The sequence below is a fragment of the Avibacterium sp. 20-132 genome, assembly GCF_023611925.1.
Classification (GTDB): Bacteria; Pseudomonadota; Gammaproteobacteria; order Enterobacterales; family Pasteurellaceae; genus Avibacterium.
The window spans coordinates 917929-931562 of sequence record NZ_CP091456.1 but is presented as its reverse complement, the minus strand read 5'-3'; the positions used below and the strand labels follow the sequence as shown (position 1 = coordinate 931562).

The window sequence follows — 13634 nt, the reverse complement described above, 5'->3', positions numbered from 1 at the left end:
CCCTCACAAGGAGGGCTTAATGTTAGGCAGAAACGTTTTTTGTTTTAAATAGCGTGCAGAGCATCATCATTGCTAAGGTTGGCAATAACCACGTTAGGCCTTCCTGATGGAGCGGTATATGCGCTAATAGGTTCTGAATAAAGTGCGGTAATAATTCCATATTTTTTAGGCTATCGGTTACGCTAAATAAGGCAGTAATCCCCATAATAAAGTTGTACCCTGTGCGAGTAATGCCTAACTTATGACGTAATAACTGCATTACAACCAGCATAATGGCGATAGGATAAATTAATAACAATGCTGGAATGGTAACGCGTAATAACGTGTTCAATCCTGTTTCAGAAATAATAATGGTACAAATGGTAAATAACACCACGAAGAAGGTGTAATTTAAACGAGGATGGAATTTTGAAAAATAATCTGCACAAGCACTGGTGACGCCCACAAGGGTTGTTAAGTTAGCTAACAGTACGATAGCACTCATAATCCAAGATCCTTCACGCCCAAATAACGCATTCACATATTGCGCAAAAAGTTGTCCACCATTGGTTGATGTTTGAGCCACTTGTTCACCCGTCGCGCCTAAATAGAAGAGACATAAGTAAAGTAAACTCAATAACACCACTGAGACAGCGCCCGCCGTCAGGGTATAACGTAAAATCGCACGTTTATTTGAAACCCCTTTCACCGCTAATGCTCGTGCGACAATGCCGCCAAATGCCATTGCGGAAAGCACGTCCATTGTTTGATAGCCACCAATCAACCCCGTTGCAATCGCAGAATGATCTTTATAAGCCTGACTTGGTTCAACAATATCTGAAAGTGGTGCATTCACCACTTCAAACCCAACAATGGTTAATAGTACCAGTAATGCAGGCGCCATAAATTTCCCAATGCTAGAAATCATTGTACTGCGCCCTAGCATAAAACTCATTCCGATTAAGTTAAATACCGTCACAAAAATAATATGGGAATACTCACCAGACAATAAATTCAAGGGCTGCCACGCCATTTCATAAGCAACATTTGTGACTCTCGGCATTGCAAAGGTTGAGCCAATGACTAAATATAAAATTGTCCAGAACGCCACCTGAGCCCACTTAGGTAAATCGAGGGAAAGTTCTTCCCCACAGCCTTTTAAGGTTACGACAATTAAGGTAATAAAAGGCATAAGTACGCCTGTTAATAGAAACCCTAACGCCCCCCAAAACCACAGACTTCCAGCATAATATCCTTCCATTGGTGGAAAAATAATATTCCCAGCACCTAAGAAGAGAGAAAAAATCATCATTCCCAAAATCGCAACATCTTTTCCAGATAACATTTTATTAACCTCTTAAAACTCAGCATTTAATATTATATTAATAAATAATCAAAATGATTTTCCACTAGAAAATGGGAAAGTTATAGAGTTTTATGATTTTATTGTCAAGCGGGAGAGGGGATTTCTCAGGAATTCGCGTGGAGAATATTAAAATCACTTAAAAATAAGGGGAAATTTTTGACAAAATTTAAATATACAAGAAAAATAAAAAAGGAATGATGTTTAACCCTCATTCCTTTACTGAATAAAAACGATCAAAGCGTTTTAACAAATTGCTTCAAATAAGCACTAAATTCACTGCCCAGTTTAGGATGATTTACGCCATATTCCACAAAAGCTTGCATATAGCCTAATTTATCACCACAATCGAAATTCCCCCCAGTCTGATGAAAGGCTTCAACCTCTTCTTTTTCAATTAACATATCAATAGCATCTGTTAATTGAATTTCATCACCCACACCAATAGGGGTTTTAGCTAATAAATCCCAAATGCTCGCTGAGAAAACATAACGTCCCACCACAGCTAGATTAGAAGGAGCATCTTCCACCGCGGGTTTTTCTACGATTCGTTTAATCTTTGCACTTTCACCCGGGTTAAACTGCACACCTTGGCAATCTACGATACCATAGCTACTAATATCCTGTTCAGAAACTGGCTCAACCAAAATTTGGCTCGCATTGGTTTCTTTAAAACGTTTGATCATTGCCGCCAGATTTTCTTTGCGTTGATCTGCACTGAAATCACTTAATAACACATCAGGTAACACGACCGCAAAAGGCGCGTCCCCTACCACTGGACGTGCGCATAATACGGCGTGTCCTAACCCTTTGGCGTTACCTTGACGAACGTGCATAATGGTAACATCTTTCGGGCAAATGGAACGGACTTCTTCTAATAACTGGCGTTTTACCCGTTTTTCCAGCATTGTTTCCAGCTCAAAAGAGGTGTCAAAGTGGTTTTCAATCGCATTTTTAGAAGAGTGGGTAACCAGGACAATTTCTTTTATCCCCGCTGCGACACACTCATTCACTACATATTGGATCAAGGGTTTATCCACTAACGTCAGCATTTCTTTAGGGATGGCTTTTGTCGCAGGTAACATTCGCGTACCAAGACCTGCAACAGGAATAATGACTTTCATTGGTTTTCCTTTTCTAAAATTTCTAAAAAAACAACCGCACTTTAATAATAGGGTTGTTGTGAAAATAGCAAAGCGGCTATCTCAGATAGCCACGTTGATATGCGACACCGTAAACCAAAGAGCGGTGCTTTTTTACATATTATTGACGTAATAACGCCAGAATTTCTTCGGTTTTTTCTGTCATTAATTGCTTATCACCTCGTGTTTCAAGGTTTAAGCGTACGACTGGCTCCGTGTTTGAGGTACGCAAATTGAAACGCCAAGTAGGATATTCAATACTAATGCCATCAATTTCATTGACCGAAATGGCGTCTTTTTCATAGGCCGCCCGTACACGATCAATCGCTGCCTTAGCATCCGTCAGTTTGCTATTAATTTCTCCCGGTGATGGGAAAGTATTAATACTTTCGTTCACTAATTCACCAAGAGACTTGCCTGTGGTACAAACTAATTCCATTACGAGTAACCAAGGGATCATTCCACTGTCGCAATAGAAGAAATCACGGAAATAGTGATGCGCGCTCATTTCCCCACCATAAATAGCATCAACAGCACGCATTTTTTCTTTAATGAAAGAATGGCCAGATTTAGATAATACTGCCTCACCGCCATTTTCTTCCACTAATTTGATGGTATTCCAAATCAGGCGTGGATCATAAATGATTTTCGCCCCTTTATTTTTTTGTAAGAAAGCTTGACCAAGCAACCCAACAATGTAGTAACCTTCAATAAAATGGCCTTTTTCATCAAATAAGAAACAACGGTCAAAGTCGCCATCAAAAGCAATCCCCATATCTGCATTATGCGCAAGCACCGCATCAATAGTATCTTGACGATTTTCGTGCAAAATGGGGTTTGGAATCCCATTTGGGAATGTGCCGTCTGGATTATTATGAACTTTCACAAATTCCACTGGCACACGTTTTGCTCGGAATTGCGCTTCAATCGCATCAATAACGTGTCCTGCTGCGCCATTTCCTGAGTTAATCACCAATTTCATTGGTTTTAAATTATCTAAATTGATATAAGACAATAAATGCTCAACGTAATCACCTAACACGGAAAGTTGCTTATATTCTCCTCGTTTTTCTACAGGTGGAAAATGATTTTCCTCTGCTAAACGCTGAATATCCGCAAGACCAGTATCCGCACTAATTGGACGCGACCCCTCACGCACCAATTTTAAGCCGTTATAATCCATTGGATTATGGCTTGCGGTAACTTCAATTCCGCCATCGGCTTTAAGAAAAGAAGTGGCGAAGTAAACTTCCTCAGTTCCCGTTTCACCCAAATCAATGACGTTCACACCAGAATCTAATAAGCCATTTGTGACGGCACTTTTTAATTCTTTACTGGTTAAACGCACATCACCACCAACAACGATAGTTTTAGGCTTTAAAAACTGTCCAAATGCTCGACCAATGCGATAGACAATATCCACATTCAATTCATCGCCTAAACGACCACGAATATCATACGCTTTAAAACAAGTTAATTTACCCATAACATCCACTTCCTTTTCCTAATTAAGATGATTGCTCATCTTTTGCTTCTCTAATACGTTGGTAAATTTCTTCTCGATAGACAGATACTTCTTTTGGTGCATTCACACCAACTTTAATCTGATTACCACGAACACTTAATATCGTAATAGAAATCTCATCACCAATGAGTAAGCTTTCGCCAACTTTTCTGGTTAAGATTAGCATACAACCTCCTCATTTCCTTTCTTCGACATCCCTATCGATCATTTACCCCTTATATCCTAGGGTACATCTCCCCAAAATATTACCGTACTTACGCTCACAACGTGATGACTGAAATGCAAAGTTGTGAGCTACGACACAAAATTTTTATTTTATAAGTGAGAATTTAGCCATTCAGAACAAACAGCAAGGGCTTTCTCTGCATTTTCAGGCTGTGAGCCACCAGCCATTGCCATATCTGGACGACCGCCGCCTTTACCGCCTACTTGTTGTGCCATTAGATTAACTAACTCACCCGCTTTTACTTTTGCAGTTAAATCCGCTGTTACACCAACAACTAAATTGACTTTACCGTCAAAGACAGAAACAAAGGCAATCACGGCTGAACCGAGTTGATTTTTTAAATCATCAACCATCACACGCAGTGATTTTGTTTCTATACCATCGAGTTGCTGTAATACCACAGAAACACCATTAATTTTCACCGCACTTTTTGCAATATCCGATCCAGCTTGCATTGCCGCTTTTTCTTTTAATTGCTGCAATTCTTTTTCCGCTTTCTTCGCTTTATCTTGCAATTGGTGAATTTTATCCGTCAGTGAGGAAACATCAGATTTCAATAAATCTGCACTTTGATTTAACACACCAAGCTGTTGGTGAAGCCAATCAATCGCAGTTTCTCCCGTTACGGCTTCAATACGGCGAATTCCTGCCGCAATTGCACTTTCAGTGATGATTTTGAATAACCCAATTTCACCTGTATATTGGGCGTGAATTCCGCCACAAAGTTCAATAGAAAAATCGCCCATTGTCAAAACACGCACTTGTTCGGCGTATTTTTCGCCAAATAATGCCATTGCACCTTTTGCTTTCGCGGCCTCTAGGTCCATAATGTCAGTTTGAATAGGGTGATTCGCACGCACTTGTTGGTTGACTAATTTTTCCACTTCAAACAATTGTGCTTTAGAAATGGCTTCAGGTTGTGCAAAATCAAAGCGTAATAAATTGTCTGACACCAATGAGCCTTTTTGTGCAACGTGGTTACCCAACACTTGGCGTAATGCGGCGTGTAATAAGTGAGTGGCACTGTGGTTTAAGGAAATTTGTTTACGACGTGCTACATCCACCACGGCATTTACTGATTGTCCAACACTTAACGTGCCTTCGGCTAATTCACCAATATGTCCAAACACTTGACCATATTTTTGCGTGTCTGTGACGTTAAATAAGACATTTTGCCCTTCTAAACGCCCCTTATCCCCGACTTGACCGCCAGATTCTGCATAAAATGGCGTATTTTCTAAAATGACTACCGCACGTTGTCCTGCGCTAATTTGTTCTACAGATTTTCCCTCACAGAAAAGTGCGGTGATTTTTGCGAGACTTTCTGATTCGCTATAACCTTCAAACGCCGTTGAACCGTCCACACGGATAACGTTGTTATAATCCATACCAAACTGACTTGCCGACTGCGCACGTTGGCGTTGTGCTTCCATTTCACGTTCAAAGCCCGCTTCATCAATCACGATATTGCGTTCACGGCACACATCTGCGGTAAGATCCAATGGGAAACCAAAGGTATCATAAAGTTTGAAGGCAACTTCACCAGAAAGCACGTTATCTTTCACTTGGCTTAACGCCTCATCTAATAACGCTAAGCCACGCTCTAAGGTACGTGCAAATTGTTCTTCTTCTAAGCGTAAGATTTTTTCAATATGTGCTTGATTTTCTTTAATCTCTTTACCTGCTTCAGCCATTACTTCTGCAAGAGTTGGCACAAGCTTGTAGAAAAAGGCGTCTTTCGCACCAAGTAAATGCCCGTGGCGCACTGCTCGGCGAATAATACGGCGTAACACATAGCCTCGCCCTTCATTAGAAGGCAACACGCCGTCTGCAATTAAATAAGCACAAGAGCGAATGTGATCGGCGATGACACGTAAGGATTTATTAGTTAAATCTTTCTCCCCCGTTAATTCTGCCGCTTTTGCAATCAATACTTTGAAAATATCAATATCATAGTTGGAATTAACGTGTTGTAATACCGCCGTAATACGCTCTAACCCCATTCCCGTATCCACTGACGGTTTTGGCAATTTTTCCATCGTGCCATCTGCTTGGCGGTTAAACTGCATAAATACGATATTCCAGATTTCAATATAGCGATCGCCATCTTCTTCTGGTGAACCCGGTGGACCTCCCCAAATGTGATCACCGTGATCGTAGAAAATTTCTGTACAAGGACCGCAAGGACCTGTATCACCCATTTGCCAGAAGTTATCCGAAGCATAAGGTGCGCCTTTGTTATCGCCGATACGAATAATACGCTCTGCTGGTACGCCTACTTGTTTATGCCAAATATCATAGGCTTCATCATCGGTTTCATATACGGTTACCCAAAGTTTTTCTTTTGGTAAGCCTAACCACGCGCTTGAAGTTAAATATTCCCAAGCAAAAGTGATCGCATCTTGTTTGAAGTAATCGCCAAAGCTGAAATTACCTAACATTTCAAAAAACGTATGATGGCGCGCGGTATAACCCACATTTTCTAAATCATTATGTTTTCCACCTGCACGCACACAACGTTGAGCGGTGGTTGCACGGGTATAAGCGCGTTTATCTAAACCAAGAAATACATCTTTAAATTGGTTCATTCCTGCATTGGTGAATAATAATGTTGGATCATTTTCTGGAACCAGTGAACTACTTGGGACAATTTGATGCCCTTTACTATGAAAAAAATCAAGAAATGATTTTCTAATTTCTGCGGTTGTTTTCATTAAATTGCCTTATTTTATCTTCATTAAATTCGTTACGAATCTTGCTATTTTGGCACATTTTTAACATTTAGAAAAAACTTTTTTCAATTCCCAAAATAAAAAGGATCTGCACTTTTTCCGATGATGTTTTTCATCGCCAAAGTACAGATCACAAATCAGAATAAATCAGCTAAATCGCTATTCTTCGCGTAATGGAACAACTAACATATCAACATTAATTGTGTTCATCACTTGACGAGTGGAAGACATCAATTTACTCCAAAAATCTTGGTGATGACCTGTCACCAATAAATCCACATCATATTTATCAATGGCATCCGCTAAAACCTGCCCTAAATCACCGCTACCACTTAGTTTCTCTGAAACAGGATAGCTAGATTGCTCCGCTAATTGAACTAAGGCTTGATGGGTTTCGGTGGAAATACGATCCTGCATTGAAGACATATTCACATCAATTAACCCCGTATAAAGATCAGAGAAGTTTACATCAACGTGGATAATGGATAACTTCGCCTCATTGCGTTTGGCAACGCCTGCCGCTTTTTCCACCAAGAATGCACTTTCTTCAGAAAGATCAACAGCAACTAAAATGTGTTTATACATAACTAACTCCTTATTATCTTAGAGGTTAATCAATTTCTTTTGGTGTAATACTAGCACTAGTCAAATAAAAAAAATTTGCACTTGATCACGTTTTAGAAAAAACATTTATTTTTATTTGTAAAAAAATCGCAATTCGCCATAAAATTTTACTTAAGCCCACTAAACATTGTGCTATTATCGCCCCATTTCTTGCGTGCCAACCCTGATACATAAAGGATAAAAATGAACTATTCTATTCAAGATTTTGTACAACTCATTGCCAAATTGCGTGATCCAAATGGAGGCTGTCCTTGGGATCTTGAACAAACCTATCAAACAATGATCCCCCACTTATTAGAAGAAAGCTATGAAGTGGTGGAAGCAATCGAACAACAAAATACGGACAATTTACGCGAAGAACTCGGCGATTTATTGCTCCAAGTGGTCTTTTTCAGCCAACTTGCCAAAGAAGATAATTTATTCACCTTTGATGAGGTTATCAATGAGGTGGCAGAAAAAATTTTGCGTCGCCATCCACACGTTTTCGGTGAAGCAAAAGCACACAACGAGCAAGAAGCTCTGCGTCATTGGAATACAATCAAAGCACAAGAAAATAAAAATAAAGCCTACCAATCCATTTTGGATAATATTCCCCAATCCTTCCCCGCCTTAATGCGAGCAGAAAAATTACAGAAACGCTGTGCAAAAGTCGGCTTTGATTGGGATAACATCCAACCTGTTATAGCTAAAGTGCAAGAAGAACTGCAAGAGGTACAAACTGAACTTGCTCGTCCACAACAAGAACAAGCAAAAATTGAAGAAGAAATTGGTGATTTACTTTTTGCTGTGGTGAATTTAAGCCGCCATCTGCATTGCTGCCCAGAAGAAGCCTTACGCAAAGCGAATCAAAAATTTGAACGCCGTTTTCGTCAAGTAGAAACGCGTGTCAAACAACAAGGTAAATCGTTGCAAAGCAGCACACTGACAGAACTCGACCTATTGTGGGACGATGTGAAAAAACAAGAAAATTGCTAAAAAAGCACCGCACTTCAATCTCTCTTCTACACTATGAGAAAAGAGGGAATATGATTTCTTCATTGTATCTATCCGACGACAAACAAAAACGGTGTGTTGTTAAACACACCGTTTGATTTAAAAGCGACCTTTGATGCAATTAGAAACCCGCTTGTTTCTCTAATTGTTCAACTAAAGCATCATCAAGATTTAATGCTGTGGCAAGATTGGCTAGAAAGATAATTTCTTTACGATCTAATTCACCGCACACGACACGGGCGGCCAAATAGACTTGTGAAGCTAATGCGGTATCGTTGCCGACTTGTTGAGCGATCTGAGCAATAGAAATCGGTTGGCTGATTTGTTGTTCTAACCAATGATACACCTCGGGATCATTCCCAGCCTCAGTAATGATGACTTGTTTTTCCTCATCAGTAATAGCACCATCAGCTGCCGCAGCGGCAATCATTGTTTGTAAAATTAATTGTCCTGAAGTCGCCTTTTCTACGGTATCGACAAAGATTTCTTCGCTAAGTGCGGTAGAATTTTGCGAATTTTTTTGTTGATATTGTTGATAAGCCTGATACGCCAAGCTACCAAGTGCGGCAAGAGAACCTAACTTGGTCAGACTTGCCCCACCATTACGTCCTAAAATCATAGAAAGCAATCCAATTGCTGCAGCACCGCCGCCCGCTTTAGTAATTTTGTCAGCGGTGGAATTACCATTCATTGTTTTACCTAGTTGATCTTTAGCAACGTTAAATACTTGATTTAAAATTTGGTTAAAATCCATAAGAACTTCCTCAATAGTTATTTCCTTAATATGGCAATTTATTTAGCAATTAGTTCATTTTATTTTGCCACCTAGTAAAGTGCGGTGCATTTTTATAACATTTTTTATCAACAAAAAAGCCAGCAATTATGCTGGCTTTCTAGTTCAAGCAACGACTTATCCTTGTGAAGAAATGCGTTTCATATCTGTCATATAACCACGCAATTCTTGACCGATTAACTCAATTGGGTGGTTGCGGATTGCATCATTCACATCACGTAAGGTGATATTGTCAATTTCTACGGTTGGGGTTGGTTCACCCAAATCACCACGTTGTAAATGTTGCATTACTGTTTTCGCTAAAATTGGTGCTGCAACATTAGCAAAGAGGTAGTTTCCATATTCTGCCGTATCTGAAATAACTACATTCATTTCATATAAGCGTTTACGTGCAATGGTGTTTGCGATTAATGGTAATTCGTGTAAGGATTCATAATAAGCAGATTCTTCAAAGATGCCCGCTGAAACCATCGTATCGAACGCCAACTCCACGCCTGCTTTTACCATTGCAACCATTAATACACCGTTATCAAAATATTCTTGTTCGCTGATTTTGATTCCTTCTGCTTTTGGTGCATTTTCAAAGGCGGTTTTTCCTGTTTCTTCACGCCATTTTAATAGATTAGCATCGCCATTTGCCCAATCTTCCATCATCACACGGGAAAATTCACCGCTGATAATATCGTCCATATGTTTCTTGAATAAGAAATCCAACTCTTGTTTAATTTCTTCTGCAAGTTCAAAGGCACGTAATTTAGCGCTGTTGGATAGACGATCCATCATAAGTGTGATACCACCTTGTTTTAAGGCTTCGGTGATGGTTTCCCAGCCATATTGCACTAATTTCCCAGCATAAGCAGGATCTTTACCGTCAGCCACTAATTTGTCATAACAAAGAATTGACCCCGCTTGTAACATACCGCAAAGGATGGTTTGTTCTCCCATTAAGTCAGATTTCACTTCTGCGACAAAGGAAGATTCTAATACACCGGCACGATGTCCACCTGTCGCCGCAGCCCAAGCTTTTGCGATCGCCATACCTTCACCTTTTGGATCGTTTTCAGGGTGAACGGCAATAAGCGTTGGTACACCAAAACCACGTTTATATTCTTCACGCACTTCCGTCCCCGGACATTTAGGTGCAACCATCACAACGGTAATGTCAGGACGAATTTGCTCGCCCACTTCAACAATGTTTAACCCGTGAGAATACCCTAGTGCCGCACCTTCTTTCATTAATCCCATCACATCGGCGATCACTTTACTATGCTGTTTATCAGGCGTTAGATTAATGACTAAATCGGCACTTGGAATCAGTTCTTGATAAGTCCCAACATTAAACCCATTTTCAGTGGCACGTTGGAAAGACGCACGTTTTTCTGCAATGGCTTCTGGGCGTAACGCATAACTGATATCTAAACCAGAATCCCGCATATTTAACCCTTGGTTTAAGCCTTGCGCACCGCACCCGACAATAACAATTTTCTTACCTTTTAAGAAATTCGCTTCATCAGAAAATTCTTCGCGATCCATAAAACGACAACGACCTAATTGATCTAATTGTTGGCGTAAGTTTAATGTATTGAAATAATTAGCCATTTTGTATCCTTATGTTGAGATATTGTGTTTGTTACTTATTGTGGTGGAATTATACCGTTTCTTTACATTGCGTAAATTGATATTATTAAAATTAAATATTGCATATTTTGCAACAAAACCTAGCATAGTCCTTATAAAAGAGGGTAATCCAATAAAAAATAACAGCAAATAAATATGTATATTTATGGCTTGAAGTAAAAACATTATTACAAAGGCTATAACTCGGCAACTAAACCAAAGATACAATCAAACTTAAATACCGAAAGATTATCAGCAAGCAGACTCAAAAACGTTGGCGTTATTGAGTTCCAGTTTTTTAATAATGGGCTAAATAGGCAATTTAAGCCCCTTTCTCATACAATAGTGCTGACTAGGGGGCTTACTTAAAAGTATAAGGTAGATGGTATTATTTTGGTGATAGTGATGAATTTAATGAGCCGTATAACATTAAGGGGAGAAATCATCCTCCCCTAAATCAAAATATATCCGCAAAGGGATTACATACGCTTATTAACAACAAAAAATAAACTTTGTTTATAATCCCATTATTTTGCTGGATATTCCCACCAAATATCAAACAGTTCGCTAATTTCAATTTGCTGTAATCCATTGGTTTCTAACCAGTTTTTCACTAACTCGCGGTGATTTTCATCACATTTTCCAATTTTTTCTAAACAGACTAAACCTTCCCAATGCAAATAACCACTACCTTCATAAGCTAAGCCATTTGGGCGAATCACTTCGTTGATAAAACGATCAACAACCTCGTCAATTGTATCAATTGGCGTATTTTCAGGAAATTGCCAGTTTACTAAAAAGCCTAATTCTTGGAATTCGGCAAGGTGCATTTTTTTGCGTTGTCTTCTGTTACGTTGAATTGCCATTGTTTTCTCCTCGTATTATTTGAGTGATATTATTCAGTTTTAATAAAATATAAATCCCATACACCGTGTCCTAAGCGGTGACCGCGCTGTTCAAACTTCGTCAGCGGACGGCTTTCTGGGCGTGGAATATAATCATTGGTGGCAGATGTATTGCGTAACTGCGGATTATTTTGCAACACGTCTAACATTTGTTCTGCATAGTTTTCCCAGTCTGTTGCCATATGAATAAAGCCTTGACTAACAAGCTTTTGGCAAACTGTTTGCACAAAATTTGGCTGTACAATACGGCGTTTGTGATGCTTAGCTTTATGCCAAGGATCAGGGAAAAAGAGCTGTAAACCAGCAAGGCTACTGTCTGCAATGCAATCGCGTAAAATTTCTGTGGCATCGTGGCAAATAACACGTAAATTTTTCACGTTTTTTTCCACCACATAAGCAATGCAAGCCCCCACGCCGGGAGTATGCACTTCAATACCGAGATAATTTTTATCTGGATTTTGTTCCGCCATTTCAACAAGGGATTTTCCCATCCCAAAGCCAATTTCTAAAATAACTGGCTTATCATTGCCATAAATATGTTTAAAATCAAAAGGTTCTGTTTGATGTGCTAAACCATAAGTTGGCCAATTCTCATTCATCATATTACGTTGAAAATCACTTAATCGTCCTGTACGCAATACAAAACTACGCACTTTACGTTTGTAGCGTCCATCTGCGGTAAATTCAGCGGTTTCAACGGTTTTGCGTTTTTGATCCGCAAAGCTGGTTTGTTGTTCAGTCATTAAAAATCTACTACTCAATATCGTTTACAAAATGAGCTAATCTCATTTTTACGAGGGCTATTCTATGTTTTAGGGCAAGATCGCGCAAGGAAAAAGTGCGGTCGGAATAACGGGAGAATTTCAGTCAAACATATAAAAAAAGTAAGGGCATTAAAATGCCCCATTTATCTCTATTCACTTACAACAATTCGGGCATTCATTGGTTGTACGGGGCGATTGTTATGACCTAAAGTACGTGAGAATAATTGAAGTTGCTCACTACTTGCATTAATAGGTTGTTGTAAAACGACCCAATTTACTCCTTCACTACAAGGCGGAGTTGTGAGTGAACCATTAAGACGATAATGTCCTTTACTTTGCGGCAATAATTTTATAATGTCTAACGGTCGTGCCAATACCTTTTTTTCATTAATATTCAAGGGATTATGCAATAATTCCTCCAACACCGGATTTGCATTCCCTTCTTTTACCATTACCGCAAGTACAGCCAGCTCACCTGTTGCAGATTTATGTACAAAATGGATTTCTACAGGGAAGTGATTACCTTGGAATTGGTGTTCACTTGGGCTATGAAAATGAAATTGCTGTAAAACAAAAACTTTTTCATCAATCTTTAGTTGATTATTTTCTGTTTGTAACGAAGCTTGTAAAGTATGCCCATTATTCACTAGGCTAATATGACTCGGCTGATATTGGTATTTTACGCTGTTATATGAAGTTACTGCTTTAGTAAAATTAACTGGCGATTGATTTTTACCTCGTTCACATAATTGATAGTCGACACTTAGCTCTCCCCAATGCTGTGGATCAGTTTCACCGCTATATCCCCAGTGGGGATGTATTTTTGCTTGGTATGGAGTTTGAGAACAACCCGCTAACAATGCAACTAAAATACTTGAAATGATTAATTTTTTCATTTTTGCCTCTATTTTGATGAATAATTCACATAATAAAATAATTTTGATTATACGCTTGATTAATTATTAAACGCT

The 13634-nt window shown here is 39.2% G+C and carries 12 protein-coding genes; 1 reads left to right on the top strand and 11 read right to left on the bottom strand.

The genetic code is table 11. The features are described from left to right. Positions 1–22: 22 nt before the first annotated feature. From brnQ to uspA, 6 genes are all read right to left on the bottom strand, one after another. Positions 23–1324 (bottom strand): branched-chain amino acid transport system II carrier protein, encoded by a 1302-nt coding sequence (gene brnQ, locus L4F93_RS04330; RefSeq protein ID WP_250351285.1) that lies wholly within the window; start codon positions 1322–1324, stop codon positions 23–25. 254 nt (positions 1325–1578) lie between these two features. After that, positions 1579–2466, bottom strand: coding sequence for a UTP--glucose-1-phosphate uridylyltransferase GalU (gene galU / locus L4F93_RS04325; protein WP_250351284.1), 888 nt, complete (start codon positions 2464–2466; stop codon positions 1579–1581). A gap of 139 nt (positions 2467–2605) precedes the next feature. After that, positions 2606–3970, bottom strand: a complete 1365-nt coding sequence (locus tag L4F93_RS04320; RefSeq protein WP_250351283.1) for a phosphomannomutase CpsG — start codon at positions 3968–3970, stop codon at positions 2606–2608. Between the two features lie 22 nt (positions 3971–3992). Next, positions 3993–4175, bottom strand: a complete 183-nt coding sequence (gene csrA / locus L4F93_RS04315; protein ID WP_103854347.1) for a carbon storage regulator CsrA — start codon at positions 4173–4175, stop codon at positions 3993–3995. A gap of 149 nt (positions 4176–4324) precedes the next feature. Beyond that, the gene (gene alaS / locus L4F93_RS04310; RefSeq protein WP_250351282.1) at positions 4325–6949 is read right to left on the bottom strand and encodes an alanine--tRNA ligase; all 2625 of its coding nucleotides are present in this window, start codon (positions 6947–6949) and stop codon (positions 4325–4327) included. Between the two features lie 177 nt (positions 6950–7126). After that, the gene (uspA, locus tag L4F93_RS04305; protein WP_250351281.1) at positions 7127–7552 is read right to left on the bottom strand and encodes a universal stress protein UspA; all 426 of its coding nucleotides are present in this window, start codon (positions 7550–7552) and stop codon (positions 7127–7129) included. A 222-nt stretch (positions 7553–7774) separates the two neighbouring features. Here uspA and mazG point away from each other — a divergent pair, with 222 nt between their 5' ends. Then, positions 7775–8566, top strand: coding sequence for a nucleoside triphosphate pyrophosphohydrolase (gene mazG, locus L4F93_RS04300; RefSeq protein WP_250351280.1), 792 nt, complete (start codon positions 7775–7777; stop codon positions 8564–8566). A 139-nt stretch (positions 8567–8705) separates the two neighbouring features. Here mazG and L4F93_RS04295 read toward each other — a convergent pair whose 3' ends face one another. From L4F93_RS04295 to L4F93_RS04275, 5 genes are all read right to left on the bottom strand, one after another. Continuing rightward, positions 8706–9338, bottom strand: coding sequence for a tellurite resistance TerB family protein (locus tag L4F93_RS04295; RefSeq protein WP_250351279.1), 633 nt, complete (start codon positions 9336–9338; stop codon positions 8706–8708). A gap of 156 nt (positions 9339–9494) precedes the next feature. After that, positions 9495–10976, bottom strand: a complete 1482-nt coding sequence (gene ilvC, locus L4F93_RS04290; protein WP_250351278.1) for a ketol-acid reductoisomerase — start codon at positions 10974–10976, stop codon at positions 9495–9497. Between the two features lie 545 nt (positions 10977–11521). Next, positions 11522–11860 carry a YggL family protein gene (locus tag L4F93_RS04285; RefSeq protein ID WP_250351277.1) on the bottom strand — a complete coding sequence of 113 codons (339 nt, stop codon included), beginning with the start codon at positions 11858–11860 and terminating at the stop codon, positions 11522–11524. 29 nt (positions 11861–11889) lie between these two features. Continuing rightward, positions 11890–12642, bottom strand: a complete 753-nt coding sequence (gene trmB / locus L4F93_RS04280) for a tRNA (guanosine(46)-N7)-methyltransferase TrmB (protein WP_250351276.1) — start codon at positions 12640–12642, stop codon at positions 11890–11892. A 170-nt stretch (positions 12643–12812) separates the two neighbouring features. Further along, complete coding sequence (locus tag L4F93_RS04275; RefSeq protein ID WP_250351275.1) at positions 12813–13559, bottom strand: carbonic anhydrase; 747 nt, start codon at positions 13557–13559, stop codon at positions 12813–12815. Positions 13560–13634 lie beyond the last annotated feature (75 nt).

Coding starts and splice junctions, on each gene's coding strand:
- brnQ (WP_250351285.1), bottom strand. CDS start 1,324: ATGTTATCTGGAAAAGATGTTGCGATTTTGGGAATGATGATTTTTTCT.
- galU (WP_250351284.1), bottom strand. CDS start 2,466: ATGAAAGTCATTATTCCTGTTGCAGGTCTTGGTACGCGAATGTTACCT.
- L4F93_RS04320 (WP_250351283.1), bottom strand. CDS start 3,970: ATGGGTAAATTAACTTGTTTTAAAGCGTATGATATTCGTGGTCGTTTA.
- csrA (WP_103854347.1), bottom strand. CDS start 4,175: ATGCTAATCTTAACCAGAAAAGTTGGCGAAAGCTTACTCATTGGTGAT.
- alaS (WP_250351282.1), bottom strand. CDS start 6,949: ATGAAAACAACCGCAGAAATTAGAAAATCATTTCTTGATTTTTTTCAT.
- uspA (WP_250351281.1), bottom strand. CDS start 7,552: ATGTATAAACACATTTTAGTTGCTGTTGATCTTTCTGAAGAAAGTGCA.
- mazG (WP_250351280.1), top strand. CDS start 7,775: ATGAACTATTCTATTCAAGATTTTGTACAACTCATTGCCAAATTGCGT.
- L4F93_RS04295 (WP_250351279.1), bottom strand. CDS start 9,338: ATGGATTTTAACCAAATTTTAAATCAAGTATTTAACGTTGCTAAAGAT.
- ilvC (WP_250351278.1), bottom strand. CDS start 10,976: ATGGCTAATTATTTCAATACATTAAACTTACGCCAACAATTAGATCAA.
- L4F93_RS04285 (WP_250351277.1), bottom strand. CDS start 11,860: ATGGCAATTCAACGTAACAGAAGACAACGCAAAAAAATGCACCTTGCC.
- trmB (WP_250351276.1), bottom strand. CDS start 12,642: ATGACTGAACAACAAACCAGCTTTGCGGATCAAAAACGCAAAACCGTT.
- L4F93_RS04275 (WP_250351275.1), bottom strand. CDS start 13,559: ATGAAAAAATTAATCATTTCAAGTATTTTAGTTGCATTGTTAGCGGGT.